The 24,312-nt window shown below is 74.7% G+C and carries 20 protein-coding genes and 1 pseudogene; 7 read left to right on the top strand and 14 right to left on the bottom strand.

All coding sequences use genetic code 11. The annotated features are described in order from the left end of the window. Positions 1-545: pseudogene (locus tag IE321_RS34125) on the bottom strand (PucR family transcriptional regulator); the annotation flags it as partial. 268 nt (positions 546-813) lie between these two features. Next, entirely contained in the window at positions 814-3,045 is a 2,232-nt protein-coding gene (locus IE321_RS34130) for an RICIN domain-containing protein (protein ID WP_229916671.1), read from the bottom strand. Positions 3,046-3,271: 226 nt separating this feature from the next. On the opposite strand from IE321_RS34130, the gene IE321_RS34135 reads away from it, so the two are divergent. Continuing rightward, entirely contained in the window at positions 3,272-4,276 is a 1,005-nt protein-coding gene (locus tag IE321_RS34135) for a LacI family DNA-binding transcriptional regulator (RefSeq protein ID WP_190225747.1), read from the top strand. A 50-nt stretch (positions 4,277-4,326) separates the two neighbouring features. Here IE321_RS34135 and IE321_RS34140 read toward each other — a convergent pair whose 3' ends face one another. The 6 genes from IE321_RS34140 to IE321_RS34165 form a co-directional block, all read right to left on the bottom strand. Next, entirely contained in the window at positions 4,327-6,540 is a 2,214-nt protein-coding gene (locus tag IE321_RS34140; protein WP_190225748.1) for a choice-of-anchor A family protein, read from the bottom strand. A gap of 80 nt (positions 6,541-6,620) precedes the next feature. Next, positions 6,621-7,496: a YhjD/YihY/BrkB family envelope integrity protein gene (locus tag IE321_RS34145; protein ID WP_190225749.1), complete on the bottom strand. Its 876-nt coding sequence runs from the start codon at positions 7,494-7,496 to the stop codon at positions 6,621-6,623. 128 nt (positions 7,497-7,624) lie between these two features. Continuing rightward, positions 7,625-8,416 (bottom strand): bestrophin-like domain, encoded by a 792-nt coding sequence (locus tag IE321_RS34150; RefSeq protein ID WP_190225750.1) that lies wholly within the window; start codon positions 8,414-8,416, stop codon positions 7,625-7,627. Positions 8,417-8,599: 183 nt separating this feature from the next. Beyond that, a complete protein-coding gene (locus IE321_RS34155) occupies positions 8,600-9,475 on the bottom strand; it encodes an alpha/beta hydrolase (protein ID WP_190225751.1) in 876 nt (291 codons plus the stop codon). Between the two features lie 321 nt (positions 9,476-9,796). Next, the gene (locus tag IE321_RS34160; protein WP_190225752.1) at positions 9,797-10,741 is read right to left on the bottom strand and encodes a M48 family metalloprotease; all 945 of its coding nucleotides are present in this window, start codon (positions 10,739-10,741) and stop codon (positions 9,797-9,799) included. A 4-nt stretch (positions 10,742-10,745) separates the two neighbouring features. Next, positions 10,746-11,189, bottom strand: a complete 444-nt coding sequence (locus tag IE321_RS34165; RefSeq protein WP_190225753.1) for a BlaI/MecI/CopY family transcriptional regulator — start codon at positions 11,187-11,189, stop codon at positions 10,746-10,748. A 188-nt stretch (positions 11,190-11,377) separates the two neighbouring features. Here IE321_RS34165 and IE321_RS34170 point away from each other — a divergent pair, with 188 nt between their 5' ends. Then, complete coding sequence (locus IE321_RS34170; protein WP_051842924.1) at positions 11,378-11,584, top strand: twin-arginine translocase TatA/TatE family subunit; 207 nt, start codon at positions 11,378-11,380, stop codon at positions 11,582-11,584. A 165-nt stretch (positions 11,585-11,749) separates the two neighbouring features. Here the strand turns inward: IE321_RS34170 and IE321_RS34175 are convergent, their stop codons facing one another. Beyond that, complete coding sequence (locus IE321_RS34175; protein WP_190225754.1) at positions 11,750-12,370, bottom strand: TetR/AcrR family transcriptional regulator; 621 nt, start codon at positions 12,368-12,370, stop codon at positions 11,750-11,752. Positions 12,371-12,444: 74 nt separating this feature from the next. Beyond that, positions 12,445-13,686, bottom strand: a complete 1,242-nt coding sequence (locus tag IE321_RS34180; protein ID WP_190225755.1) for an amino acid deaminase/aldolase — start codon at positions 13,684-13,686, stop codon at positions 12,445-12,447. Positions 13,687-13,889: 203 nt separating this feature from the next. On the opposite strand from IE321_RS34180, the gene IE321_RS34185 reads away from it, so the two are divergent. From IE321_RS34185 to IE321_RS34200, 4 genes are all read left to right on the top strand, one after another. Beyond that, positions 13,890-15,227: a D-arabinono-1,4-lactone oxidase gene (locus tag IE321_RS34185; protein ID WP_190225756.1), complete on the top strand. Its 1,338-nt coding sequence runs from the start codon at positions 13,890-13,892 to the stop codon at positions 15,225-15,227. 55 nt (positions 15,228-15,282) lie between these two features. Further along, on the top strand, positions 15,283-16,374 hold the full coding sequence (gene corA, locus IE321_RS34190) for a magnesium/cobalt transporter CorA (protein WP_043232146.1): 1,092 nt from the start codon (positions 15,283-15,285) through the stop codon (positions 16,372-16,374). Positions 16,375-16,555: 181 nt separating this feature from the next. Then, positions 16,556-18,511, top strand: coding sequence for an APC family permease (locus tag IE321_RS34195; protein WP_190225757.1), 1,956 nt, complete (start codon positions 16,556-16,558; stop codon positions 18,509-18,511). Positions 18,512-18,601: 90 nt separating this feature from the next. After that, the gene (locus tag IE321_RS34200; RefSeq protein WP_190225758.1) at positions 18,602-19,837 is read left to right on the top strand and encodes a sensor histidine kinase; all 1,236 of its coding nucleotides are present in this window, start codon (positions 18,602-18,604) and stop codon (positions 19,835-19,837) included. Here the strand turns inward: IE321_RS34200 and IE321_RS34205 are convergent, their stop codons facing one another. From IE321_RS34205 to IE321_RS34220, 4 genes are all read right to left on the bottom strand, one after another. Next, positions 19,838-20,443, bottom strand: a complete 606-nt coding sequence (locus IE321_RS34205; protein WP_190225759.1) for a TetR/AcrR family transcriptional regulator — start codon at positions 20,441-20,443, stop codon at positions 19,838-19,840. A 23-nt stretch (positions 20,444-20,466) separates the two neighbouring features. Next, positions 20,467-21,231, bottom strand: coding sequence for an SDR family NAD(P)-dependent oxidoreductase (locus IE321_RS34210; RefSeq protein WP_043232139.1), 765 nt, complete (start codon positions 21,229-21,231; stop codon positions 20,467-20,469). 68 nt (positions 21,232-21,299) lie between these two features. Beyond that, complete coding sequence (locus IE321_RS34215; protein WP_190225760.1) at positions 21,300-22,289, bottom strand: NAD-dependent epimerase/dehydratase family protein; 990 nt, start codon at positions 22,287-22,289, stop codon at positions 21,300-21,302. Between the two features lie 38 nt (positions 22,290-22,327). Next, entirely contained in the window at positions 22,328-23,272 is a 945-nt protein-coding gene (locus tag IE321_RS34220; protein WP_043232134.1) for a ScbA/BarX family gamma-butyrolactone biosynthesis protein, read from the bottom strand. A gap of 127 nt (positions 23,273-23,399) precedes the next feature. Here IE321_RS34220 and IE321_RS34225 point away from each other — a divergent pair, with 127 nt between their 5' ends. After that, positions 23,400-24,080 carry a ScbR family autoregulator-binding transcription factor gene (locus IE321_RS34225; protein WP_190225761.1) on the top strand — a complete coding sequence of 227 codons (681 nt, stop codon included), beginning with the start codon at positions 23,400-23,402 and terminating at the stop codon, positions 24,078-24,080. Positions 24,081-24,312: the final 232 nt, after the last annotated feature.

A 24,312-nucleotide genomic window follows, 5' to 3' on the forward strand; every position in this document is an offset into this window, starting at 1 on the left:
GGCGCCGCGGGTCCGGCGGCCCGCGCCGCGGCCAGGGCGTGCCGGGCCATCGCCAGGGCCGCGCCCAGCCGCTCCGGGCCGTCGACGGGCCCGCTCACCCCGGCGTGCGGCACGGTCCCGGGCCGGCGGGCGGGCAGCAGCGGCCACGCCTCGCCGAGCAGGGCCCGTACGTCGTACCCGGCGTCGGGCTCGCGGGCGACGACCGCGATCGCCTCCCCGTCGCTCGCCTCCGCGACCGCGTGGACGGCGGAGGGCAGGTGCGCCAGCGCCTCCGCGAGCGCCGCGGCCGCGTCCCCCGCCTCGCCCCGCGGCGTCAGACCCGCCACGACGACGGTGTACGCGCCCGCCCCGCCGACCCCGCAGGCGTCGAGGGCGGCGCGCAGCCGGCCGGCGTCGACGACGAAGGGGTCGCGGACGGCGGCGAGTTCGGCGGCGGCGGTCGCGCGGACGGCGCGCCGCCGGTCGTCGAGACGGCGGTGCCGGCCGAGGAGGCCGGCTATCTCCTGGTCGAGTCGGTCGGGACCGAGGAGGTGGTCGACGTGCATACGTGGCTCCTTGCGCGGTCGCGGCACGGGTCCGCGCTCCACATTCACGAGGTGAATGCGGGTCGGGACATCGTAAATGCTCGGCGCGGGGAGGTGAACGGCTCGTGCTCGCTCCTCCGGCGACGGACCTCGCGGACGGGCGGCCCTCCCGCGTCGCGCACGAGTGCCACCCCGCCGGCCACGGCCGGATCCGGCCCGGCCGACGGGGTGTCCGTCCCGGCGTGCGGGAGGGCGACGGAGCCGACGGTCGCCGTCCCGCGAGCGCGTCCTAGCCGATCGTCCAGTGCTGGCGGGCGGTCCCGGTGTCCGGCTGCTGGGTGACCTGGGATCCGTTGCCCGACGACGCGGTGGTCAGGAGGAGGCCGCTGCCGACGGAGGCGAGCGTGGAGGTGCCGTCGGGGAGCGCGGTCAGGGTCCACCGCTGGTTGGTGCCGCCGTGGCAGGTCCACTGGATGACCCGGGCGCCGGCGGCGGTGGAGCCGTTCGCGATGTCGGCGCACTTGCCGGAGGAGAGGTTGCGCAGCTCGTAGGCGCCGTCGGTGCGGCGGGTCAGGGTCCACTTCTGGTTGGCGCCGCCGTTCGGGGACCAGGTGACCAGCCCGGTGCCGTCGGCGGTGCTGCTGTCGGGGACGTCCAGGGCCTTGCCGCCGGTGGTGAGGGTGACGGTGCGCGGGGCGTCGCCGACCGGGGTGAGGGTGAGGGCCTGTTCGGCGGCGGTGCGGCCCGCGCCGACCGGACTGCCGGTGGTGTCCGTCCAGCTGCGGGCCGGGGTGGTCTCGGCCGGGCGGGCGGGTGCCGCCGAGAGTCCGAGGACGAGGCCGCTGTGCCGGTTGACCAGCTTGACGGTGCCGGTGGGGGCGTTGTCGGCGGCGGACGCGCCGCGGACCACCCACCAGTCCTGTCCGGTGCCGGAGGCCGCCGCGGTGACCGTGGGTTTCGTGCCCCAGGCGCGCGTGGCGGCGCCGCCCGAGGCGACGCCGAGCAGGCCGCCGGTGGCGGCGTTGGCGATGCGGTAGGAGCCGTCGCCCTTCGCGGTGAAGGTCCAGTGCTCCAGCGCCGAGCCGGTGGCGGCCGCCGTGGAGGTGGTGGCGGAGCCGCCGGACACCTGGGCGAGGACGCGTCCGGCGGCGGCGATCCGGTAGGCGCGGCCGGTGTCGACGGGCGCCGCGGGCTCGTTCGTGCCGATGCTCAGGTTCACGTACTCGCCGCTCGCGCCGCCGGAGCAGCCGAAGGAGCAGTAGGCGCGGAAGTCCTTGCCGACGATGCCGGAGCCGGTCCTGCCGGCACTGTCGAGGAACCAGCGGTACCAGGACGCCGTCCGGTAGGTGCCGGTGTCGCCGAGCCGGAACCACTTCTGGGTGGTGAGGTCGGTGGTGGCGTACAGCTCCTGCGGGGCGTTGCCGCTCTGGTCGACGGCCTGCGGCTCGCCGACGTACAGGCCGAGGTGGGCGTTGTAGGTGATGTCCATGACGAAGAGCGGGGAGGTGGCGGGGGTCAGGCCGGCCGCGACCTGCTGGGCCACGGAGCCGCTGTTCGCCGGGTCGTACTCCTTCGCCGTCGGCACGTAGCCGGTGGTGCTGCCGGTGCCGACCGGGACCATGGTGGACTCGCGGCCGCCGACGCCGGGCTGGGTCCAGGCGCCGTCGTACCACTTGCGCCAGGTGCCGGGGGCCATCTTCCCGGAGATCGGGGCGCGGGCCACGTGGCCGTAGAACGCGGCCCAGCCGCCGCCCTTGTTGACGATCCGGGAGCCGTAGAAGGCGTAGAAGTAGCCGGAGGCGGTGTCCGCGAAGAGCCGCGGGTCGCCGGTGCCGTAGTGGTAGGTCTGCCCGGGGAAGGCGGCGGTGTCGCCGCGGTCCGTGCTGTACGGCGAGGTGATGACGTGGTCCTTGACGGTCCACGTGCGGCCCTGGTCCTTCGAGACGGCGTAGTCGATGCCGTCGTAGTGGATGCCGTCGGCGAAGGGCTGCGGGGTGAACTCGTTGTGGACGAGGCCGTACCAGTCGCCGGTGTCCGGGTCGACCCACATGCCGGTCAGGTCGCAGTAGTTGCGGTGGGCGTAGCCGCTGCCGGCCGGGGCGGGGGTGGACTTCACGCCGGTGGGGCTGTTGTTGCAGCGCCAGGTGGTGTCGTCGTTGCGGTCGGCGGGGTTCGCCGGGTTCACCGCGTCGCTGATCGCGGCGGAGCGGTTGGCGGAGTCGAAGTCGGTGCCGGTGTAGAAGGTCCACTCGCGGGGGTCGTTCGCCCCGTAGAGCGCGTGGGCCTGCTGGTAGTAGAAGGTGCCGTCCTTGTCGATGTACGGACTGGCGGGGGTGTCGTCGGGGCGGTTCCACGTGCCCTTGGCGCCGACGGTGACGGTGTAGGTGGCGGTGGTGCCGGTCTGCGCGGTGGCGGCGGGGGACGCGGCGGTCGGCGGGGCGGCGGCGAGGGCCGAACCGCCGGTGACGGCGAGGGCCGCCGCGGCGAGGGTGCTCACGAATCTGCTGCGCGGAAGGTGCACGGGTACTCCCTGGGTGGCGGAGCCGGGCGCTGGTGGCACGGACCCTAGAGCGCATTTGACCGGTAAAACAAGAGGGGAGACTCCGCCGAATCGCCTGCCTTCCAAGGGAGTTGACCGTCCCGGCGGGCTCCGGAGGCCGCTGCGCGCGCCTTGACCGCAGGTGGGGGCCCGGTTACGTTGCGAGCCGGGCGGGACAGGCGGGCGGGGCGGGTACGACGGGGGCGTCATGGTCACCATGCAGGACGTGGCGGAGCGGGCGGGCGTCACCAAGCAGACCGTCTCGAACGTCGTCACCGGGCGGGTGGCGGTGCGCCCGGCCACGGAGGCGCGGGTCCGCGCCGCGATCGCCGAACTCGGCTACGTCCCCAACCTGGTGGCCCGTTCCCTGGCCACCGGCAGCAGCCGCACCGTCGGCCTCTTCGTGCCGACCGTCTCGGCGCCGTTCTACGCGGACGTGGTCGAGGAGGTCGAGGACGCCCTGGAGGAGCGCGGGTACCGGCTGCTGCTGTGCACCACCCGCCACGACGGGGAGCGGGCCCGGCGCCATCTGGCCGCGCTCGCCAGCCGGTCCGTGGACGCGCTGCTGATCGCCGGGGACCAGGACCTGACCGGCCATCTGCCGCTCCTCGCGGACGCCCGGTTCCCGGTGGTGCTGTGCGCCTGGGAGGCGGCCCTGCCGGACGGCTTCCCGGTCGTCACCGTCGACTACGAGCACGGCGGCCACCTGGCCGGCCGGCATCTGCGGGAGCTCGGGCACGAGCGGGCCCTCGTCCTCGCGAGCCCCGCGCACACCGTCCGCGCGGCCGGCTTCCTGCGGGCCTTCCGCGAGGACGGCGTCGAGCTGCCGGCCGACGCGGTGCGCACGGCGGCCGAACCCACCTTCCGCGGCGGCCTCGTGGCGGCCCTCGACGCCCTGCGGGCCCGCCCGGACACCACGGCGCTCTTCGCCACCCACGACGTCCTCGCGGTCGCCGCCGTGGAGGCCGCCCGGGCCCTCGGCCGCACCGTCCCCGACGACCTGTCCGTGGTCGCCCACGACGACACCCCCGCCGGGCTGCTCTCCGGCACGGCGCTCACCAGCGTCGTCCTGCCCAAGCGGGAGATGGCCCGCCGGGCCGTCGACCTCGCCCTCGGCGCCGCCGCCCCGCCCGGCACCCGCCCCCAGCTGCTGCTGCCCTCCCTCGTCCCCGGGGCCAGCACCGCGCGCGCGGCCGGCCCGTCCGGGGCGTGACGTCCCGGGGCCGGGCGGTGGTGCCACCGCCCGGCCCCGGGGAACCGGCGTCAGGCGCGCACGCCGTGCCGCCCGCCGTCCGGGCAGTCGTCGCCGTAGCCCTCGTCGCCGTAGCCCTCGTCGCCGTAGCCCTTCGGCTCGCACGGGTCGGGGCCGGGGTCCTCGCCGCGGTGGTTCTCCAGCGGGACGAAGACCGCCTCCTGGTCGGCGCTCACCACGTACGGCCCGCTGACCGGGTCCCGCGGGAGGTCATAGCCGTCGGGGACGGCCGTCTCCCGCAGGTAGTACGTGCCGTGGTCGAGGTCGCCGAAGCCGCACAGCCCCGTGAAGCCGGTCGTGCACGGCGCGCCGACCCGCGTGTCGGGGTCGGCCCCGCCGGTCTGGAGCCCGTCCCGCCCGTTGGTCTCCTCCCACAGCTCGAAGGTCGCGCCCCGCAGCGGCAGTCCGCTCTCCGCGTCGGTCTTGAGGAGCCGCACCGACCCGCTGCCCGGCGGAACGGGCGTGCGGGAGTTGCCGGCCGTGACGGACACGCCCGCCGACGCGTTCTCCTCGGTCAGCACCAGCGGCCCGAAGACCGGCTGCGCCGGCAGGTCGTAGCCGTCCGGCGCGTCGGTCTCCTGCCAGTAGTACGTCCCCGTCTCCACCGTCCGCGCGCAGACACCGTCCGCACCCGTCGTGCAGGGGCCGTCGACGGTGGTGTCGGGATCGGCCCCGCCCGTCTGGAGGCCGGGGACGCCGTTCGTCTCCTCCCACAGCCGGAAGGTCGCGCCGGGCAGTGGGGCGCCGCTCTCCGCGTCCGTCTTGGCCACCCGCACCTCACCGGTGACCACCGGCGTGCGGGAGTTGGCGGCGGTGACGGACACGCCCGCCGACGCGTTCTCCTCGGTCAGCACCAGCGGCCCGAAGACCGGCTGCGCCGGCAGGTCGTAGCCGTCCGGCGCGTCGGTCTCCTGCCAGTAGTACGTCCCCGTCTCCACCGTCCGGGAGCAGACGCCGTCCGCGCCGGTGGTGCAGGGGGAGCCGACGGTGGTGTCGGGGTTGATGCCGAGGGTCTGGAGGCCGGGGACGCCGTTGGTCTCCTCCCACAGCTGGAAGCCGGCGCCCGGCAGGGTGGCGCCGGTCTCGGCGTCCGTCTTGAGGACGCGGACCTCTCCGGTGACGTCCTGGGGGGTGTCGCAGTTCGGGAGGTCGCCGGTGAAGGGGTAGGCGTGGAACTCCTGGCCGCCGCCGCCCGAGGCGGCGGTGGTGTGGGTGAGGGAGCCGGTGGTGAAGAAGCGGCCGTTGATGCCCGGCAGGGTGACGGTCGTGCTCGACGCCTGGTCGCCGATGAGGAAGCTGCCCTGGAACTGGCCGGTGCCCGCGAGGTCGACGGTCTTCGCGTCGGGGAAGTTCCACAGCAGCCGCTCGCGGTAGGCGTTGAGCGGGTCGTCGGTGTCGGCGATGCCGCCGCTGTAGGTGTTCAGGGCGCGGTCGGCGCCGAGGACGTTCACGAGGATCGTCGCCCCGGCGGGAATCTTCTCGAAGACGATGCCCTGCTGTCCGCCGTTCGCGCCGACCATGTCGAAGTCGACGGTGAAGATCTGGAGCGCGGAGCTGCCGTCGCCGGTGAAGAGGGTCTGGCCGCCCTGGTTGACGGCGGTGCCGGTGGGGGTGCGCGGGGCGCCGTCCACGCGCGCGTAGCACCGGCTCGCGGCGGTCAGCTGGTCGCGCAGGCCGGTGAAGGGGGCGGTGGCATCGTCGTCCTGTTCGAGGGTGGACTCGACGTCGCCGGTGACGGTGCCCGCGTGGCGTACGACCCCGGCCTCGGCGAGGAGCCGCTGGCCCGTGGCGACGGTGATGTTCCCGCCGGTGGTGAGCCAGTCGGCGTCGACCGACGGCGGCACCTTGGAGCCGACGCCGACCTCGCCGACGTTGTAGACCCCGCCCTCGGCCTTGTTCATGTCGAAGGCGCCGAGGACCACGACCCGGCCCTCGGCCTCGGCGGCCCGGCCCCGGACCAGGAAGTCGTCGCCGACGTAGATGTTGACGGCGTCGTCCCGGCCCTTGATCGGATCGTTGTCGATCTGCGGGAAGGGGCTGGGGCAGGGCGGGTCGCCCGGGTCGCAGGGGCCGAGGCCGCCGGGCAGTCCGGCGGCGGCTGCGGGGGCCGCCGCCGGTCCGAGCACCAGGGCGGGGGCGGACGCGAGCACCAGGGCGCAGGCGAGGCCCGTCGACCCGGCGCGCCACCATGGGCGCGCGGGGTGGCGAGTCGTGGGGTTCGTCATGCGGGGAGTCTCGGAGCGCCGGGGCAGGCCCACCACTCGCGCGGCCCCCGGTTGGGCCGGTCAGGGCGCGGGCTCACCCGTCAGGTGTCTCCGGCGCCGCCGTCGGGAGCAACGCCCGCCCGGTGGATCCGGTCGGTGCCGAGCCGGCGGGCGATCGCGGGCTCGCGGGCGAGTACGGCACCGAGGGTGAAGGCGAAGGTGAGGGCGGCGCAGACGACGATGAGCCAGGAGAGCAGGGTGAGGACCAGGCCGAGGGAGCCGTACTCGGCGAGGGCCCGGTTGAGCGCGCCGGGCATGTAGAGGCGGGCGGTGACGCCGAGGGCGGTGGAGGCGGCGGCGCCCAGCAGGGCTCCGGGCAGGAGGGGCAGCCAGGGCACGCGCTTGGCGAGCAGGAGGTGCTGGGTCCAGAGCCAGACGCCGAGGGCGACGACGAAGTAGAGCGGGAGGCCGAGCCAGGCCCCGGCGCCGAAGCCGTCGCGGATCGGCGCCTGGAGGAAGACGACGAGGAGCAGGGCGAGCAGCCAGACCGCCCACCGCCAGGCGGCGATCCGGGTGCCGGCCTTGGGCAGGCCCCAGGCGCGCTCGCAGACGCGGGCCATGGCGCGGCTGAAGCTGGTGGCGGAGACGAGGGCGATCAGGGCGCCGACGGCGCCGGTGGTCTCGCGCAGCCCTTGGGCGGTGGACTGGTCGAAGACCTGCTGGAGCTGCTGGTCGGAGGCGCCGGTGAGGCCGAAGATGGAGCGCAGGGACTCGCGGAGCTGGTCGCGGACGGAGGCGGGGGCGAAGGCGGCGACGGCGAACAGGAGCGGGACGGCGGCGAGGAACGCCTGGGCGGCGAGCCGGGTCCCGGCGTCGAGGAGGCTGCTGTCGACGATCCGTTCGGTCAGCTCGGTCACGACGGGGAAGCGCCGTTCGGCGCCGGCACGGAGGTTCCGCAGCCGTTCCTTCCACGCCATCGCGCCTCCCGCCCCGCCTCGCCGGTCGCCCCCCGCGCGTGCGGAAGGCCGTCGCCCGCGCGGACGCTCCCCGCCATGAGACGGCACCGGCGGGCCCCCGGCCACTCGGCGGCACCCGGACGGGGTGGTCACGGAGCCCAGTAGCGGGCGAGGGCGCCTTCCTTGTACGGGGCGGGGCTGACGCTCAGCTCTCCGGCGAAGGGCCGGTCCAGGACGAGCACGAGCAGCAGGCTGAAGCCGATCAGCGCGGCGACCGAGGCGACGAAGAGCACCTGGATCCGCAGCCGCCGCATCCCGTACAGGAAGGTCAGCGGGACGAGGACCAGCGCGCCGCCGAAGGCCAGCACCTGGAGCAGCGGTGGCAGTTCCTGCTCGGCCATGGTGATCCGGGCGCGGCGCTGGGCGGCGACGTCGTTGAGGTGGCCGACGGCCTCCTCGTAGAAGACCTCCTCGCGCGGGGACTTCGGGTCGTACGCCTGGAGGACCTCGAAGGCGGCCACCAGGCTGCGCTCGGTGGCGCCGTACCGGGGCCGGCCCTCCCGCATCAGGGGCCACTGCTGCTCGACGACGGTGTGGACGTAGTCGCTGAGGGCGGCGTCGAGGTCGGCGCGGACGGGCGGCGGGAAGGCGGCGGCGTCCCGGGCGATGAGGGCGACGTCGGTGGCCTCGGCGGCGACGATCGTCTGGGTGCTCTCCAGCTGGGTCCAGAGGGTGACGATGACGAAGGCGAGGATGATGCCGTAGATCGCGCCGAACATCCCGAGGGTCACGCCGACCATGTCGTTGTGCTCCCCGTCGGCGAGCGAGGGGTGGCGGCGGCGGAGCAGCACGCTGCCCGCGACGGCGAACGCGACGGTCCCGCCGACGAGGACGACGGCCAGGGTGAAGGAGCTGAGGTGGTTGAGCAGCCAGAGCGACATGGGCGCGGAGTCTAGGGACCCGGCGCACCCGCTCCGGACCGTCTCCCGGGCGCACGCCCCCGGCGCACGGCACGAGTGCACTCCATCGGGTGACCCCGCCGAACGCCCCGGGTGACCGGCGCGGGGGTACGGCGGTCACCGCCCGAACCCGGGCCGGCCGGCTCGGGTTCGGGCGGCCCGGGGTCAGCTCAGCCGGGTGAGCAGGTCGGCGAAGAGCTCCGGCCTGCTGACGTAGCCGACGTGCGAGGTGGGCAGGGTGTGGACGTCGAAGGGGTGGTCGGGGGTGAGGGCGTCGGCCGCCCGGATCATGTGGTCCTGCACGGCCGGGGTGAGGCTGTGGTCGGCCGCGAGGCGGACGTAGGTGTGGGGCACGCGGCGCCACGCCTCGGGGCGGATCACCGCGGCCGGTTCCATGACGCCGTGGTTCTCGTCCGCGTCGAGGGAGTCGAGGAACTGCCGGAAGAGGGGGTCGGGGGCGTCGGCCATGATGGCGGCCTTGAGCACGGCGAAGGTCTCGGGGTCGCCGTGGGCGCGGCGCCAGTCGAGGCGGACGACGCCGGGGTCGGCGCCCGGCGCCTCGTAGGGGACGGCGATCCGGGCGACCGCCGCGTCGAGCAGGCTCTCGTCGACGACGTCCCACGGCTCGGTGAGCATCGCCGGGTCGGCGAGGCAGAGCGCCGACAGGTAGACGGCGCGGTGGACGAGGTCCGGGGCGGCGTTGACGACGGCGGTGAGGGTGAGGCCGCCGAGGCTGTTGGCGGCGAGGACGACCGGGCCGTGCGCGGCGAGCCGGCGCAGCACGCCGACGACGTGCCGGACGTTGTCGGCGAGGGTGACGCCGTCCATCGGGGAGCTCTCGCGGGCCAGGGCGGCCGCGCGGTCCTGGTCGTTCCGGTGGTAGGCGGCGGGGCCGGTGGCGGAGTCGCCGTGACCGGGCAGGTCGACGGCGTAGGAGCGGTGGCCGCGCAGGGCCAGCTCGTTCTGGAGCGGGATCCAGGCACGGGCGTTGCTGGAGCCGCCGTGCACGAACACGAAGGTGGGGCGCGCGTCGATGCGCATGATGGGGGTTCCTCGTCATCCTGAGGCGTAACGGTGGACGCGTGGACCTCGGGACCGGCGGACGCCGGAGCGGCCCGTGGCACGACGGCGCACGGGCACGGGGCGGCGGGGCACGCGCCGGAGCGCGCGCCCGCTTGAGGGGCCGGAACCGCGGTCAGCGCGCGGAACGGAGCCGGATCGCCCGGAAGTTCTGGATGACGGAGCACATGCGGCCGAGCCTAGCCGCCCCCGCCGCCCCGGCCCACCGGTTTTCCCGCCGGTCCGGGACGGGGCGAGCCCGTCCGCCCCTCCGCGAGCCCGGCATGATGCGAAAGACGCTCCCTAGAGCGGGGTCGCCGCCTTGAGGACGGCGTAGAGGGTGACCGCCGAGTTGGCGGAGGAGAGGGCCGAGACGGCCACGCCGACGACGGCGCCCCAGAGGGCGAGGCCGACGGCGGTGCAGAGCGGGGGCCAGGCGCGGGGGGCCGGGGGCGGCGCCGCGACGGGGGCGGCGACCCGTCGGGGCACGGCTCCGGCGACGGCGAAGGCCGCCAGGGTGGCGGGGCCCGTGCCGCCGGAGGCCAGGGCCGCCCGGCCGATGGCCCGCGCCACCACGCGCCGGCTGCCGACCCGTACCGCCGCCTCCTCGTCCGCCCAGCGCTCGGCGGAGTAGGTGACGGCCGTGCGCAGCGGGCGGAGGAAGGGGTTGGCGGCGGCGGCGAGCCGGGCGACGAGCAGCAGCCGGTCGTGCCGGCCCGTCAGGTGGGCCCGCTCGTGGGCGAAGAGGGCCCGGCGTTCGGCGGGGCCCAGCCGGGCGAGCATGCCCCGGCTGACCACGATCCGGTCCCGGGCGCGGCGGGTGGCGGCGGGGAGGGCGTAGGCGTACGGCGCCGGGTCCGGCAGGACCGCGACCGGGGTGTCCGGCAGGCCGGCGAGGGCGCGGGCGGCGCGCCGGCGGACGCTCCGGTGGCGCAGCAGCGCCCGGGCGCAGACGGCGAGGAGGGCGAGGAGCGCGGGGATCGCCGCCCGGCCCGCGATCTCGTCGTACGGCAGGGCGGCCCGCACCTCGGGGTCCGACCAGGCGTCCGGGAGCGGGTTGCCGGGCAGCTGGGCGGTGCCGACGACCATGAGGAGGGCGAGGCAGAGGGTGCTGCACACGGCGAGCACGGCGGCGACGGCGGTGAGCAGCCGGGTCGCGGTGCGCGGGTGGAGGTGGTGTTCGGCCAGCCGGGCGACGGGCCAGGCGGTCAGCGGCAGCACGAGCGGCAGGAAGACGAAGACTCCCACGGTGTCAGCCCTCCCCCGCCGGTCCGTCCGCTTCGGCTCCGTCCTCCGCCTCCGCCTCCGCGCGGGCGAGCAGTTCCCTCAGGAGCTGTTCGTCGGAGGCGGGCAGGGTGGTGACGAAGCGGGTGAGGACGGCCTCCCGGTCGCCCTCGCCGTCGAGGAGCCGGCGCATGCGGAGGGCGGCGAGCCCGGCCTCGTCGGCGACGGCGGTCCATTCGAAGGAGCGGCCGGCGCGTTCGCGGGCGACGGCCCCCTTGGCGTGGAGGCGGGTGAGGATGGTGATGACGGTGGTGTACGCGAGGGTGCCGCCGAGCCGTTCGCGCACCCGGCCCGCGGTGACCGGGCCCCCGGCGGCGCGCACCGCCGCGAGGACCTGCGTCTCCAGCTCGCCCTGGCCGCGCCGGCGCACCGGTCCGGCGGGCTCCGCCGCCTCGGCGTCCCGCTTCTTCATCCGTCGTCCGCCTTCCCGTTCCCGGCCGCTCGTCCGGGCCTCCCGGGTGCCGTTCATCGTTCGGGGGGCGACCCTACCCGCTTCTTCTACGTCCCTGTAGATTGGCGCGGGTCCGGCCCCGGTCGGGGCCGTCCGTCCCACCCCGTCCGTCTTCGCCCGTCACCGCCCGTCCCGCCAGGAGTGCCCCCATGTTCGGTCTGAGCGAGATCGCGATCCTGCTGGTCGTCGTCGCCCTGGTGGTCGGCGTGAAGAAGCTGCCGGAGCTGGCGCGCAACGCCGGCAAGGCGTCCCGGATCCTCAAGGCGGAGGCCCGTGAGATGAAGGCCGACGGGGCCCGCAAGGAGCCGGCGGCCACCTACACGGTCAGGGAGACCCCGGCCTCCGAGGACCGCTGACCCGGGACCTCGGCGGTCCGTGCCGTCGTCGACGGTGAGCGGGGGCGGCGGCCGGCGGCGGGCGGAACCGTGCGCTCGCCCGTGTCCGCCCTCCTCACCCCGGCGCATTTCCGCCCGGACGCCACGGAGGGGAACGGCCCGCGTCCGGAGGACGGGCCCGGGGCGTCAGGCGGCGGGTCCCCCCTCCGCGGGGAGCGGCTCGGCGACCGAGGCCAGGTAGCGGGCGTACTCGTCGAGCGCGGCGAGCGCCTGGACGTCGTCGCGGTCGATCAGCCAGGTGAGGGTGAGGCCGTCGAGGACGCCGAGGCCGTGGCGGGCGAGGACCGCCAGGTCCACGGTCCAGGTGAGGCCGGCCGCCCGGGCCATCGACTCCAGGTGGGCGCGGTTCACCTCCAGGTAGTGCCGGTACTGGCGGCGCGCCAGGTCCGCGAGGCCGGGCCGGCGGAGCGCGTACTGGGTGACCTCGTACGTGACCAGGTGCTCGGCCGGGCGGGCCAGCACCTGCTCCCAGTAGGCGTGGAGGATCGCCCGGACCTTCTCGAAGGGCGTGGCCCCCGGCGGGTGCGCGAGGCCGGCCGGCGGGAGGTTCCGTTCCATGATCCGCTCGATGACGGTCTGGAACAGCTCCTCCTTGGAGCGGAAGCAGTAGTGGAAGGCGCCGAGCGGCACCCCCGCCTCGGCGACCACGGCGCGGGTCGTGGTCTCGGCGACGCCGTCGCGGATCATGACCCGGATCGCCGCCTCCGCCAGCTGCTCGCGGCGCTCGGCGGCGGAGAGTCGGGGCATGGGGTGGGCTCCTCGGGACGGGGGCGGGGCGCGGGCCGGGTCACCGTACCGCGGCGGGCGGGCCGGGGGTCCGGCTACAGGAAGGCCATGCCCTCGCCGCGGTAGGTGGGGACGGCGTCGACGACCCGGTCGTGCTCGACGAGGTGGAGGGTGTCGACGCGCTCGCACAGCTCGCCCGCCTTGGCGTGCCGGAACCAGACGCGGTCGCCGATCCGCAGGGAGTCGGCGGCGGGTCCGGTGAGCGGGGTCTGCACCTCGCCCGCCCCCTCGGCGCCGAGCAGCCGCAGCCCGGCCGGGTGGACGGGGACGGGGAGCCGGTCGGGGCCTGGGGCGCCGGAGGCGGTCCAGCCGCCGCCGAGGACGGTGACGTGGCCGGGGGCGGGGCGGCGGACGACGGCCAGCGCGAAGTAGGCGGCGGGCAGCGGGCTGAAGCCCCGGTAGTGGTCGAAGAGGGCGGGGGCGTAGATCCCGGAGCCCGCGCCGAGTTCGGTGACGGCGGGTTCGGCGGAGGTGGTCTCCAGGCTGCCGGTGCCGCCGCCGTTGACGAACTCCAGCGGGGCCACCTCGCGGACGGCGCGGACGGCGGCGGCCCGGCGGGCGCGCAGTTCGCGGGCGGAGAGCCGCTGGACGACGCGGACGGCGGTGCGCATCGGGCGCGGCTGGGCCGGCTGGTCGTCGCCGACGCCGGCGATCTGCCCCTCGTACGCCATCACCCCGACGAGCCGCAGGCGCGGGCGGGCCACGACGGCGCGGGCCAGGTCCGCGGCGTGGCCGGGCGCGTGCAGGGGCGAGCGGCGCATGCCGAGGTGGACCCGGCCGCCGAGCAGCCGGAGGGAGGCGTCGAGGTCGAGGCAGACACGCACCGGCGGGCCGGAGGGGCCGATCGCCGCGGTGAGGAGGTCGAGCTGTTCGGGCGAGTCGACCATGACGGTGACCCGGGCGGCGGCGTCCTCGTCGGCGGCGAGGCGGCGCAGCGCGTCGGTGTCGGCGGTGGGGTAGCCGACGAGGACGTCGGCGGCGGGGTCGTGGGCGGCGAGCCAGAGGGCCTCGGGGAGGGTGAAGGCGAGGACGCCGGAGAAGCCGGGGTGGTCCAGGACCTCGCCGATGAGGGCGCGGCAGCGGAGCGACTTGCTGGCGAGGCGGATGGGCTTGCCGCCGGCGCGGCGGGCCATCTGGGCGGCGTTGGCGCGCAGGGCGCCGAGGTCGACGACGGCGAAGGGCGGCTGGAGTCCGGCGGTCGCCTTCTCCAGGTCGGCGAAGCCGGCGGGGCGCGGGGCGGGCGCGGCGGCTGCGGCGTCGGGGCGGGCGCTTGCCATGGTGGGCGGCCTTTCGTGACCTCGTCGGGGAAGCCGCGGGGCTTCTCCGGGACCGGTGGCGACGCCGTCACGGTCTCTTGGACGTCCGTCCAAGTCAAGACTCCGGGACCCTTGACTTGGACGGACGTCCAAGTCCACCCTTCCGGACAACGAGAACCGGCGGCGGCCCCCCACCGCCCGCCGACCCGAAGGGACCGCCCGGCATGAGCAGCAGCGAGCACGCCACGGACACCGTCTGGCGCAACTGGGCCGGGAACGAGGTGGCCCGCCCCCGGCGAGTGCTGCGCCCGGCGAGCACCGAGTCCGTCGCGGCGGCCGTCAAGGACGCGGTACGGGACGGGCTGCGGGTCAAGGCGGTCGGCTCGGGCCACTCCTTCAGCGGCGTCGCCGTCGCCCCGGACGTCCAGCTCCGCCTCGACCTGCTCGACGCGGTGGACGCGGTCGACCCGGAGACCGGACTCGTCACGGTCGGCGCGGGCATGCCGCTGTGGAAGCTGAACCCGCTGCTCGCCTCGCACGGCCTCGCGCTGGAGAACATGGGCGACATCGACCGGCAGACGGTCTCCGGCGCGATCTCCACCGGCACCCACGGCTCCGGCGTCCGCTTCGGCGGCATCGCCACCCAGGTGCGGGCGCTCGAACTCGTCCTCGCCGACGGCTCGGTGACGGCCTGTTCGCCCACCGAGCGGCCCGAGCTGTTCGCGGCGGCCCGGGTCGGGCTCGGGGCGCTCGGGATCATCACCAAGGTCACCCTCCAGACCGTCCCGCTCTACGCCCTGCACGCCCGGGACGCGTCCATGCCGGTCGCGGAGACCCTCGGCCGGATCGACGAACTGGTCGAGGAGAACGACCACTTCGAGTTCTTCTGGTTCCCCCACAGCGAGACCACGCTCACCCGCCGCTTCCGCCGGCTCCCGGGCGACACCCCGCTCTCCCCCATCGGCGCGTTCTCCCGGCGCCTCGACGAGGCCGTGAGCGGCCCGGGCTTCGAGGCGCTGAACCGGCTCGGCACCCGGGTGCCCCGCCTGGTGCCGCCGATCACCCGCTTCGCGGCGCGCGCGATGTCCTCCCGCAGCTGGACCGACCACGCGTACCGCATCTTCGCCTCGGTGCGCGACGTCCGTTTCCACGAGGGCGAGTTCGCGATCCCGCGCGCCCACGCGGCCGAGGCGCTGCGGGAGTTGCGGACGTGGGTCGACACCCACGGAGAGCCGGTGTCCTTCCCGCTGGAGGTCCGCTTCACCGCCGCCGACGACATCTGGCTCTCCACCGCCCAGGGCCGGGAGAGCTGCTACATCGCCTTCCACCAGTACCACCGGATGCCGTACCGCCGGTACTTCGACGCCTGCCAGAAGATCCTCGGTTCGTACGGCGGCCGGCCGCACTGGGGGAAGATGCACGACCTCGGCGCGGACGAGCTGCGCCCCCGCTACGAACGCTTCGACGACTTCGTGGCCCTCCGGGACTCCCTCGACCCGACCGGCGTGCTCTCCAACCCGTACCTCGACCGGGTCCTCGGCGCACCTCCCGCCGGGGGCTGATTCCCGGCCCCGGGCGGTGGCACACTGGCCCCCGGTCTGCCGAAGGAGTACCACCGTGTCCGTCATCCAGCGCCTGCGCACCGCCGTCCGCCGGACCTACCGGCGGACCGTGGACCTGAGCCATCCGGCGCGCTCGCCGCTCGGCAGCGCGGTCGTCAACTGCGTGGTGTACGCCGACGGGGTGCGCCGGACGGTGCGCGGCACGACCGCGGAGGACGCGCTGCGGCACGTGCGCCGCTCCGGGGACGGCTTCGTGTGGATCGGCCTGCACGAGCCGGCGGAGAAGGAGCTGACGGTGCTGGCCGAACTCTTCGGCCTGCACCCGCTGGCCGTCGAGGACGCCGTCCACGCCCATCAGCGGCCGAAGGTCGAGGAGTACGACGGCGTGCTGTTCGCCGTCCTGAAGACGGTCCGGTACGTCGAGCACGAGGAGCTGACCGCGACCAGCGAGGTGGTCGACACCGGCGAGCTGATGGCCTTCGTCGGCCCCGACTTCGTCATCACCATCCGGCACGGCGGGCACGGCTCCCTCGGGCCGCTGCGCGAGGCCCTGGAAGCGGTGCCCGAGCAGCTGGCCAAGGGCCCCTCGGCGGTGCTGCACGCGGTGGCGGACCACGTGGTGGACGACTACCTCGCCGTCGCGGACGCGGTGCAGACCGACCTCGACGCGATCGAGAACGCCGTCTTCTCCGACCAGGCGGACCGCGGCGACGCGGGGCGGATCTACCAGCTCAAGCGGGAGCTGCTGGAGCTGCGCCGGGCGGTCGCCCCGCTGGCCCGCCCCCTGACGGAGCTGGCCACCCGGCCCGTGCCGCTGATCGACCCGGAGATCCGGGCGTACTTCCGGGACGTCACGGACCACCTCGCCCGGGTGACCGAGCAGGTCGCCTCGTACGACACCCTGCTCGACTCGGTGCTCCAGGCGCACCTGGCACAGGTCACGGTGGCGCAGAACGAGGACATGCGGAAGATCACCGCCTGGGCCGCGATCGTCGCGGTGCCGACGATGGTGTGCGGGGTCTACGGCATGAACTTCGAGCACATGCCGGAGCTGCGCTGGACCTACGGCTATCCGGTGGTCCTCGGGGTGATCGCGGTGGCCTGCTACGTCATCCACCGGGGCTTCCGGCGCAACGGCTGGCTGTAGGAGAGGGCGGCACGAGGGGAGGGACGGGCCGGGTGTGACCCATCCGACGCCCGCACGGGGGATCTTGACGGTTCCCTGACGCGCACGCGCCGATCCGGACGCGCGCCGCTGCTTAGGCTGACCCGGCCCGCCGGTCCGGCGGGCCGGAACCCACCCCTCGCCAGGCAGCCCGGGAGCACCCATGTCCACCCCTCACGAGACGCGTACGAGCAGGCTGCGCGCGTGGATGCTGGAGGGGCTGTCCGACATGGGCAGGGGCAGACCCTCGCGCCCGAAGGAGACCGCGCCGGACGCCGGGCACCAGGGGCAGCCCTGGTGGCGGGTGATGTGCCTGACCGGTGTCGACTACTTCTCGACCCTCGGCTACCAGCCCGGCATCGCCGCCCTCGCGGCCGGCCTCCTCTCCCCCGTCGCCACGGTCGTGCTCGTGCTGGTCACGCTGGCGGGCGCGCTGCCGGTCTACCGGCGGGTGGCGGAGGAGTCCCCGCACGGCGAGGGCTCGATCGCGATGCTGTCGCGGCTGCTGTCCTTCTGGAAGGGCAAGCTCTTCGTCCTCACCCTGCTCGGCTTCGCCGCCACCGACTTCCTCATCACCATCACCCTGTCGGCGGCCGACGCCTCCACCCACCTCGTGGAGAACCCGCACCTGGAGTCGGCGCTCCACGACAAGCAGGTGATCATCACGATGATCCTGATCGCGCTGCTCGGCGCGGTCTTCCTCAAGGGCTTCCTGGAGGCGATCGGCGTCGCCGTCGCCCTCGTCGGGATCTATCTCGCCCTCAACGCGGTCGTCGTCGTGACCGGCCTGTGGCAGGTGATCACCGAAGGCCACGTCGTCACCGACTGGACGGCCGCCCTGACCCAGGAGCACGGCAACGTCTTCGTCATGATCGGCGTCGCGCTGGTCGTCTTCCCCAAGCTCGCGCTCGGCCTCTCCGGCTTCGAGACCGGCGTCGCCGTCATGCCGCACGTCAAGGGCGACCCCGAGGACACCGAGGAGCGGCCCGCCGGCCGGATCCGCGACACCAAGAAGCTGCTCACCACCGCCGCGCTGATCATGAGCGTCTTCCTGATCTGCACCAGCTTCATCACCACCGTGCTCATCCCGCACGAGGAGTTCGAGTCCGGCGGCAAGGCCAACGGCCGCGCGCTCGCCTATCTCGCCCACGAGTACCTCGGCAACGCCTTCGGCACCGTCTACGACGTGTCGACGATCGCGATCCTCTGGTTCGCGGGCGCCTCCGCCATGGCCGGACTGCTCAACCTGATGCCCCGCTACCTCCCCAAGTACGGCATGGCCCCGCACTGGGCCCGGGCCGTGCGCCCCATGGTCATCGTCTTCACCCTCGTCGCCTTCCTGGTGACCTGGCTCTTCGACGCCGACGTCGACGCCCAGGGCGGCGCGTACGCCACCGGCGTCCTCGTCCTGATCTGCTCGGCCTCCATCGCCGTGACCATCGCCGCCCGCAAGGCCCGGCAGCGCCGCTGGACCATCGGCTTCGGGATCATCTCGGCCGTCTTCCTCTACACCACCGTGCTCAACGTCATCGAGCGCCCGGACGGCGTGAAGATCGGCGCCTGCTTCATCGCCGGCATCATCCTCATCTCCTTCCTCTCCCGCCTCGGCCGCGCCTTCGAGCTGCGCGTCACCCACGTCGACCTGGACGAGACGGCCGAACTGTTCGTCCGGGACATCGCGCACCGCACGCCCCGGTTCGTCGCCAACGAGCCGGACCGGCGGGACCGGGCGGAGTACCGCGACAAGCTCGAACAGATCCGCACCGACAACGAGCTGCCCACCACCGACGACTTCGTCTTCGTCGAGGTGACCGTCACCGACCCGTCCGAGTTCGAGGCCGGGCTGACGGTGCGGGGCGAGGTGCTGCACGACCGCTACCGGGTCCTCACGGTCGAGTCCTCCTCCGTCCCCAACGCCCTGGCCGCGCTCCTCCTCCACGCCCGCGACCTCACCGGCACCCGCCCGCACATCTACTTCGAGTGGACCGAGGGCAACCCCTTCGCCAACTTCCTCCGCTTCTTCCTCCTCGGCGAGGGCGAGATCGCCCCCGTCACCCGCGAGGTGCTGCGCGAGGCGGAGCCGGACCGCGACCGCCGCCCGCACGTCCACGTCGGCTGAGGCGCGCCGACCGCGGGGCCGGCGCCGGCCCGCGGATATGAGAGGTTTGCTCCGTTCATCCGATCAGCGGGCGGAGAGGTACGGCACGGCATGGCGCGGTGGGACGGCACGGGGACGGCGGACCCGGAGCGGGAGATCCGGGCGGCGGACGACGAGGCCCGCTGGTTCCGGGCGCTGCTGGACGTCGGCTTCTTCCTGCTGCTCGGCTCCTCGCTGACCCGCTTCCTCATGCGGCACACCGGCGAGGGGATCGCCCCCTGGGTGGTCACCCTCGCGGCCGCCCTCGCCGCGCTGTACGTCGCCGGGCCCGCGCTCTCCGGCGACCGCACCCGCCGGCACCTGTGGCTCGGCGCCTGCGCGGCCGTCTGGATCGCGCTGGTCTTCCTCGCCCCCAGCTTCGCCTGGTGCTCGATCCCCCTCTTCTACCTCGGGCTGCGCCACCTCCGGCCACCGGCCGCGGCCGGGTTCATCGGGCTGCTCACGGTCGTCTCGGTCAGCGCCCAGCTGCGGCTGGCCGGCCGCTTCGAGTTCGACATCCTGCTCGGCCCGCCCGCCGTCGCGGCGATCTGCGTCGCCGTCTTCGTCCGCATGGACCAGCAGACCCGGCGGCAGCGCGAGCTGATCACCGACCTCGTCCGCACCCGCCGGGAACTCGCCGCCACCGAACGCCGCGAGGGCACCCTCGCCGAGCGGCAGCGGCTCTCCATGGAGATCCACGACAGCCTCGCGCAGGGCCTGTCCAGCCAGCAGATGCTGCTCCAGGCCGCCGACCGCACCTGGCGGTCGGACCCCGACACCGCGCACCGGCACGTGCGCGCCGCCACCGCGATCGCCGAGCACAACCTCACCGAGGCCCGCCGCTTCGTCCACGACCTCGCCCCGGCCGACCTCGCCGGGGGCGGCGGACTGGACGAGGCCCTGCGCACGCTCGCCCGGCGGGAGTCCACGGACGGCCTCGCCGTCCGCTGCCACGTCGAGGGCGTGCCCGCCCGGCGGCTGCCCGACCGGGTCCAGTCGGCGCTGCTGCGGATCGCGCAGGGCGCGCTGGCGAACGTACGGGAGCACGCGGACGCCCGTACCGCCGCGCTCACCCTCACCTACCTCGACGACCGGGTCGTCCTCGACGTCGCCGACGACGGCCGGGGCTTCGACCCGGCGGCCGCCCGCGACGGCGACGGCGTCCGCGGCCACGGCCTGCCGGCCATCCGCACCCGGACCCGTCAGCTCGGCGGCACCCTCACCGTCGAGTCGGCGCCCGGCGAGGGCACGGTCCTGTCGGCCGCCGTACCGCTCGAACCGGCCGCGCTCCCCCTCGACGGGGCCTGATCAGGCCGCGGGCGGGCCGCCCGGGTAGGCGACCCGGGCGGTGATGCGGGCGATCCGCCGGGCGGACTCCTCGGGAGTGGCGACCGGCTGGACGATGTGGCTCACGGTGAGCCGGACGATGGTCTCGACGGCGAGCCCCCGCGACTCCTCGTCCACGTCGGGCCACGCCTCGGTCGCGTAGGCGTCGAGCAGGGTCATCGCGGTGCCGAAGACGGGATCGGTGCGCGTGGTCAGGTAGGCGAGGAGGTCGGCGTCCATGCCGCCGCGCGCGGCCAGCAGCACGCTCTTGATCAGCGGGTTGTCGACGGCCTGCTGGAGCGTGTAGCCCACCCCGGCCCGGGCGGCCCGCTCCAGGTGCCCGCGGTGCGCGTCCAGCTCGCCCTGGATCCCGACGAGGAACCGTTCCAGCTCCCGCTGGACGAGCGCCCCGCCGATCGCCTCCTTCGACCCGAACTCGTTGTAGAGCGTCTGGCGGCTGATCCCCGCGGCCCGCGCGATGGCGGTCATCCGCAGCACGCCCCAGCCGTCGGCCGCGACGAGCGCGTAGGCGGCGTCGAGCACCTGCTCGCGCAGCAGGGACCGGACGCTCTCACGGAAACTGGTCATCGTGCCCCCACCTTAGACGGGGCTCACAGCCCCGAGCCTCCCCCGGCCTCCAGGTACTGGCCGGTGATCCAGCGGGCGTCGTCGGAGACGAGGAAGGCGACGACGTCCGCGATGTCCCCGGGGGTGCCGATCCGGCCGAGGACCGCGTGCGAGGCGAGCGCCGCGGCGGCCTCGGGGGTGGCGCGCAGCCGCGCGTTCATGTCGGTGGCGACGAAGCCGGGGGCGACCGTGTTGACGGTGATCCCGCGCGGCCCCAGCTCCTTGGCGAGGGCCAGCGTCATGGTGTCCACGGCGCCCTTGGTCATGGCGTAGGTGACGGACTCCGGGTAGGCGTGCCGGGAGGTCAGCGAGGAGATGTTGACGATCCGGCCGCCCTCCCGGAAGCGGTCCAGGCCGCGCTGCACGAGGAAGAGCGGCGCCTTCACGTTGACCGCGAAGAGCCGGTCGAAGACCTCGGGGGTGAGCTGGTGGAGCCGGCCGGAGCCGCTGGCGCCGGCGTTGTTGACCAGGATGTCGATCCCGGGTCCCGCGCCGGCCGCGTCGAGCCCCCGGTCGAGGGCGGCGTAGAAGGTGTCGACGGCGTCGGGACGGTCCAGCTCCGCGCGGAAGGCGAAGGCCCGGCCGCCGTCCTTCACGACGGACTCCACGGTCGCGGCGGCGGCGTCCCCGTCGCTGCCGTAGTGGACGGCGACGAGGGCGCCGTCGCGGCCGAGCCGCTCGGCGATCCCCCGCCCGATGCCCCGGCTCGCTCCGGTGACGATCGCGGTCCTGTCTGCCAGTCGGGCCATGGGGGGTACGTCCTGCCTCGTGCGGTGGGTCGGGGGGAAAGGGGGTGGTGGTGCGGTGCGGGCGGGGCTCAGGCGCGGGCGGCGAGCAGCTCCCGGTACCAGCCGAGGTGGCGGGGGAAGGCGGCGGTGAAGGCGGCGCCCGGGCCGCGCCCGAAGTCCGTCCAGGGGCGCTCGTCGGCGAACCAGTGGTCGACGCCGAAGAGCTCCAGGTGGTGGGCGGCGACGGGGTTCCCGGCGAGCAGCGCGCGGGCCTCGGCGAGCTCCACGGCGGGGCCCCGGGCGGCCCGTACCGCCTCCGGCAGCAGCGGTTCGACGGCGGCGAGGAGTTCGGCGTCGGAGACCGGGTCGGGATGGGCCACGTAGTACGCGCCGGGCCGGGCGGCCGGGGAGAGCGCGGCGCCCAGCAGGGCACCCGCCAGGCTCTCCGCCTCGACGAGCGAGTGGAGCGAGCCGCTGCCGGCGAGCGGCCCCGGCAGCGCGGCCAGCAGTGTCAGCAGCCCGGGCACGACCTGCCGGTCCCCCGTGCCGTAGACGAGGTGGGGGCGCAGCACGGTGCCGCCGGCGTCCAGGACGTGCCGCTCCCCGGCGGCCCGGGTCCGGCTGGTCGCCGAGCCCGGCGCGAGCGGGAGGGTGTCGGGGGCGGCGGCCCGGAAGGGGCCGCGGCCGTGCACGGAGGCGGTGCTGAGGGCGACGAGCCGCCGGACGCCGGCCCGGGCGGCGGCGTCGGCGAGGTCCCGGGTGCCGTGGTCGTTGACGGCCGTCAGGAGTTCCTCCTCGCCGCCGATCGCGGAGGCGCAGTGGACGACGGCGTCGATGCCGTCGCAGGCCCGGCGCAGGGCCTCGGTGTCGCGGAGGTCGCCGCGGACGGTCTCGACGACGGGTCCGGCGGTCCGGCCGGCGGGCCCCCCGCCGGTGGACGCGGTGTAGGCGGCGTCGGCCGCGTCCGGGCGCCGGACGAGCAGGCGCACGTGGGCGAGGTCGGGGTGGGCGACGGCCGCGGCGGCGACGTGGCCGCCGACGAAGCCGGTGGCGCCGGTGACGAGGAGACGGGTTCCCATGGGTTCTTCCGGTCGGTGCGGGTGGTCCCGCGGGGCGGTCAGCAGGCCCGGAGGGCGGCGGCGTAGGTGGCCGCCGGGACGCGCCGGGGTGCGGTGAGGGTGCAGTCGAGGACCGCTTCGCCGCCCTGGTGGGCGAGGACCTGGATGGTGACGGCGTCCCGGCCCAGGCCGGTGAGGACCTCGGCCTCGACCCAGCAGGGCTCGTCCAGCTCCACGTAGCGGTGGAAGCGGGCGTCGAGGCCGACGGGCAGCAGCCCGGCGTCGCCGGTGGCGGCCACGGCGGCCTGGCGGGCCGCCTCGAGGAGCAGCATCCCGGGGACGTGGTCGTTGGCGCGGCGGAAGAGGGTGGGGTGGGTGGTGTCCACCCGCAGCCGCCAGCGGTCCGGGGTGTCGCCGGGGGCGAGGACGACGTCCTTCTCGCGGTCGCGGCCGACGACGTGCGGGGGCAGGGCGGGCAGCAGCGGGACGGGGGCGCCGAGCGCGGCCAGGCGGTCGCCCCGCATCCTGCGGTAGGCGGGGGCGGAGGTGCAGTTGATGCCGCCGCCGCCGGAGGCGATCCGCCGGCCGTTCCGGCTGAGGACGAGGTCGGTGCGCATCTCGCGCAGCCCGCGCCCCCTGGTCCGTATGTCCGAGCAGAGGAGGTCGACGGTGATCTCCGTGGGTCTGCCGTCGCGGGTCAGTTCCTCGGCGGCGGCGCTGTAGGAGAGGTCCCACATGACGAACTGATCGTCGGCGGGTACCCCGAATTCCGCGTGGCTGACCAGCATGGTCGCCTGGCGCATGGTCTCGGCGACGAGCAGCGGGTCGTGCAGGTCGCCCGAATCCGGTACGAAGTACGGGTGGGCCTCCGGCCAGCGCGCCGTCACGGAGAATCGGTTCTCCGTGACGCGAGTCCAACCGGTGGGGAGGATGTCGGCGGGGTCGGCACGGTGAACGAACTCTCCGGGGACGGGAGTTGACAGCCCTTGAAAGTTCTGATCCATGACTCCCCTTGCATCACCCGTCGAGCTTCGCCGAGTTAGGCCGCGCGTAGAATACGTACAATCCGGTTTTCTTTTCAATGCTTCACGTCACAGGGTGAGCACGGACAGCGAGACAGCAGGAGGCACCTTGGCGCAGCAAGCGCGTGCGATCAGGACCCGGCGGATCATCCTCGATTCGGCGGCGGCGGTCTTCGCGGAGCGCGGTTACGAGCGGGCGACGATCGGGGAGATCCTGGCGCGCGCCGGGGTGACCAAGGGAGCACTCTATTTCCACTTTGCTTCCAAGGAAGAACTCGCCCTCGGCGTGCTGAGCGCCCAGCTGCTCGACGAGCCCCTCACCCCGCAGGACGTGAAGCTCCAGGAGCTGGTGGACCAGGGCTTCCTGCTCGCCCATCGCCTGCAGACCGACTCGCTCGTCCAGGCGAGCGTGGCGCTCGCCCTCGACAGCGGCGCCACCAGCGTCGACCGGGCGGCGCCGTTCCAGGCATGGGTGGACCAGGTCGCGGAGGCCCTGACCGTCGCCAAGGCGCGGGGCGAGATCCTGCCGCACGTCAAGGTGCTGGACACGGCGGAGCTCTTCTCCGGCGCGTTCGCGGGCATCCAGACCATGTCCCAGGTCGTTTGCGATCGCGATGACCTGACACACCGCGTGGTCGTCCTGTTGCAGCACGTGTTGCCCAGCATCAGCACCCCGGCGGTGCTGACCGGACTCGACATGTCCCAGGAGCGCGCGAAGCGCCTGGCGGCCGACTACGAGGAGTCCCGCCGGCGACACGAGGACGCCGACGGAACGGATGCGGAGCGTTAGAAAAAGCGACCGCTTGGTCCCCTTGAGCGCCCCGACGGCATTCCGCCGTCGGGGCGCTCTGGCGTCATGGCACTGAGTGTGTTTTGCTGAGGGTACTCAGTGCCATACGCGGTACCGTGGACGGTTCCGGGTGCCACAAGCCAGGTGCCACGAGAACGTCCGGTGCCACCAGCATTTCCAGGGAGCTCAAGACCATGGGCAAGGACTTCGACCTGTACCGGACCTCCGAGGA

Source organism: Streptomyces hydrogenans (genome assembly GCF_014656075.1).
GTDB lineage: Bacteria > Actinomycetota > Actinomycetes > Streptomycetales > Streptomycetaceae > Streptomyces > Streptomyces hydrogenans.

Excerpts from the sequence above, each read along its gene's own strand:
- IE321_RS34135 (WP_190225747.1), top strand. The coding sequence starts at position 3,272 with ATGGTCACCATGCAGGACGTGGCGGAGCGGGCGGGCGTCACCAAGCAG.
- IE321_RS34140 (WP_190225748.1), bottom strand. The coding sequence starts at position 6,540 with ATGACGAACCCCACGACTCGCCACCCCGCGCGCCCATGGTGGCGCGCC.
- IE321_RS34145 (WP_190225749.1), bottom strand. The coding sequence starts at position 7,496 with ATGGCGTGGAAGGAACGGCTGCGGAACCTCCGTGCCGGCGCCGAACGG.
- IE321_RS34150 (WP_190225750.1), bottom strand. The coding sequence starts at position 8,416 with ATGTCGCTCTGGCTGCTCAACCACCTCAGCTCCTTCACCCTGGCCGTC.
- IE321_RS34155 (WP_190225751.1), bottom strand. The coding sequence starts at position 9,475 with ATGCGCATCGACGCGCGCCCCACCTTCGTGTTCGTGCACGGCGGCTCC.
- IE321_RS34165 (WP_190225753.1), bottom strand. The coding sequence starts at position 11,189 with ATGAAGAAGCGGGACGCCGAGGCGGCGGAGCCCGCCGGACCGGTGCGC.
- IE321_RS34170 (WP_051842924.1), top strand. The coding sequence starts at position 11,378 with ATGTTCGGTCTGAGCGAGATCGCGATCCTGCTGGTCGTCGTCGCCCTG.
- IE321_RS34175 (WP_190225754.1), bottom strand. The coding sequence starts at position 12,370 with ATGCCCCGACTCTCCGCCGCCGAGCGCCGCGAGCAGCTGGCGGAGGCG.
- IE321_RS34180 (WP_190225755.1), bottom strand. The coding sequence starts at position 13,686 with ATGGCAAGCGCCCGCCCCGACGCCGCAGCCGCCGCGCCCGCCCCGCGC.
- IE321_RS34185 (WP_190225756.1), top strand. The coding sequence starts at position 13,890 with ATGAGCAGCAGCGAGCACGCCACGGACACCGTCTGGCGCAACTGGGCC.
- IE321_RS34195 (WP_190225757.1), top strand. The coding sequence starts at position 16,556 with ATGTCCACCCCTCACGAGACGCGTACGAGCAGGCTGCGCGCGTGGATG.
- IE321_RS34200 (WP_190225758.1), top strand. The coding sequence starts at position 18,602 with ATGGCGCGGTGGGACGGCACGGGGACGGCGGACCCGGAGCGGGAGATC.
- IE321_RS34205 (WP_190225759.1), bottom strand. The coding sequence starts at position 20,443 with ATGACCAGTTTCCGTGAGAGCGTCCGGTCCCTGCTGCGCGAGCAGGTG.
- IE321_RS34210 (WP_043232139.1), bottom strand. The coding sequence starts at position 21,231 with ATGGCCCGACTGGCAGACAGGACCGCGATCGTCACCGGAGCGAGCCGG.
- IE321_RS34215 (WP_190225760.1), bottom strand. The coding sequence starts at position 22,289 with ATGGGAACCCGTCTCCTCGTCACCGGCGCCACCGGCTTCGTCGGCGGC.
- IE321_RS34220 (WP_043232134.1), bottom strand. The coding sequence starts at position 23,272 with ATGGATCAGAACTTTCAAGGGCTGTCAACTCCCGTCCCCGGAGAGTTC.